Consider the following 1,892-nt stretch of genomic DNA (forward strand, 5'->3'; position numbering starts at 1 on the left):
GGCCGGGACCGTCGGTCAGGCGCCTGTTCCCGGCGGCAGCCCGTCGCGCGGCACCGTATTCGACATCAGCATGATGACGGGCTCGTCGCCAAGCGCGACATAAGCGTGCTGCATCTCGCCGTCGAACAGGATGCTGTCGCCTGGCTGCAGCACCGTCGGGTCGTAATGGAGCGTGTGCAGCTGCAGGCTGCCGCTCAGCACATGGATGAACTCCTCACCCGAATGGCTGCGCCAGCCGCCGTTTTCCTCAAAACTTCTGGCGCGCAGCGTGACGCGCCAGAAAATGTTGGTCTTATCGCGGAAATCGCTGCACAAGACCTCGAATTCCATGGCGTTGCCTTCATGCAGAATGCCGCTGCCGGCGCGCGTGATCGAGCGGCGCGCCTGCGGTCCGGGCTTCGGGCTGAACAGGAAGGAGGCCACCGGCACGTGCAGCACGCCGGCGATCATCAGCGCGATGTCGACGGTCAGCCTGGCCTTGCCGTTCTCCAGCTTCGAGAGCTGCGAAACGGAAAGGCCGGAGCGCTCGCTGAGGTCGCGCAAGGTGATGTTCTGCTGCTTGCGCGCGTCCCGGATCTTGCTGCCCACATTGCCTTGCATCGTCCACGCCCTTGGCCGTCGTTTCCAATTTGACAAGCTCTAGAGCAATTCCAGGAAAAGTGTGAGCGGTTTTCCGTCCGGAATTGCGTAAAAACAATGAGATAGAGCGGTTCGCCGTTTCCGTGAAACGGTGAAACGCTCTAGCGGCCCGCCATTTGAGCGTCCAGCCTTTAGACGGCTACGGCTGATTGCGGCCACAGGGACATCGCGACGGTGGCAAAGGCATTTTCAAGAAGGCGGCTGACGCGTTCGAACGTTTCCGGATCGGCAAGCAGGTCGTTGCGGACCTCGAGATAGAGGCAGGGCCGGCCCTGCTGCAGCCCATGCCAGTTCAGCGTGTAGCCCACGGCCTGGCGCCAATCATAGGGTTCGTTGTCACCAATCCTGAAGCTTGCTTCCGCGCCCTGTGCGCCCAGCGTTTTCAGCACTGAATTGACGAAGGGCGACTGTTCCCGCCACAGCACGCCGATATCGACATTGCGCTTCACCCCGCCCATCACCGGCGTGAAGGAGTGCACCGAGATCAGCGCGCGCCTGCCGGCGGCGACTTCGATGATCGCCCGTTCGACCGGCGCCCAGGCGACAAGCTTGCGCAGCCTTGCATCAGTGGCATCGACCGCCAGATTGCCCGGCACCGGGATGCCACCGAGGTCCGGCCGCATGAAATCCCACTCATCGGCGGGGCGGTTATAGTCGAGGAACAGCCGCGAATAGCGCGCGATCACGGCCGGCGCGCGCAACGTTCGCGAGAGCCGCCGCGTCAGCGCATCGACACCGATATCGACCGCGAAATGCGTGCCCAGATAGGGCTCCGCCAAGCCAAGGTCGCGCCACGGCGCCGGCACGACATTGCCGGCATGCTCGGCGATCAGGAGATAGGGGCTGGTCGCGTCCGGCAGCAACCGTTCCACGCCGGCCGCTGCAAGCGCCGCGACGGCCGCATCGCCCAGCTTTTCAAGGTCCCGCACGACCGGATGTCCTTGGCGCTCAGGCGATGACGGAGCGGACATGGTACGCCTTCGCCGCCGTCGCCTCGATCAGGCCGGCGCGTCCATTGGTGCGTCCGAGACCGGAATTCTTGATGCCGCCCCAGGGCAGATAGAGGTCCGCGTGGTCGCAGCGGTTGAGATAGACCGTGCCGGCCTCGACCTCGTCGAGCAAGGCCACGCCGCGCTCGACATCGCGCGTCCAGATAGAGGCGCTAAGGCCGTAGTCGCTGTCGTTCATCAGCCGGATCGCCTCGTCGTCGCCGCCGACCGCCTGGACGCAGGCCACCGGCCCGAACAGTTCGT

Annotated in this window: 3 protein-coding genes; all 3 read right to left on the reverse strand. The window is 64.5% G+C overall.

Annotated features, from left to right (window positions below; genetic code table 11):
• Positions 1–15: 15 nt before the first annotated feature.
• Positions 16–600, reverse strand: a complete 585-nt coding sequence (locus tag EOA24_RS36250) for an XRE family transcriptional regulator (protein WP_126082010.1) — start codon at positions 598–600, stop codon at positions 16–18.
• Between the two features lie 170 nt (positions 601–770).
• Complete coding sequence (locus EOA24_RS36255; protein ID WP_189343100.1) at positions 771–1,568, reverse strand: N-formylglutamate amidohydrolase; 798 nt, start codon at positions 1,566–1,568, stop codon at positions 771–773.
• Between the two features lie 19 nt (positions 1,569–1,587).
• The coding region (locus EOA24_RS36260) for an aldehyde dehydrogenase family protein (protein ID WP_127410726.1) at positions 1,588–1,892 on the reverse strand (305 nt) is incomplete at its 5' end.

It is taken from the genome of Mesorhizobium sp. M2A.F.Ca.ET.039.01.1.1 (genome assembly GCF_003998035.1).
In the GTDB taxonomy this organism is placed as follows: domain Bacteria; phylum Pseudomonadota; class Alphaproteobacteria; order Rhizobiales; family Rhizobiaceae; genus Mesorhizobium.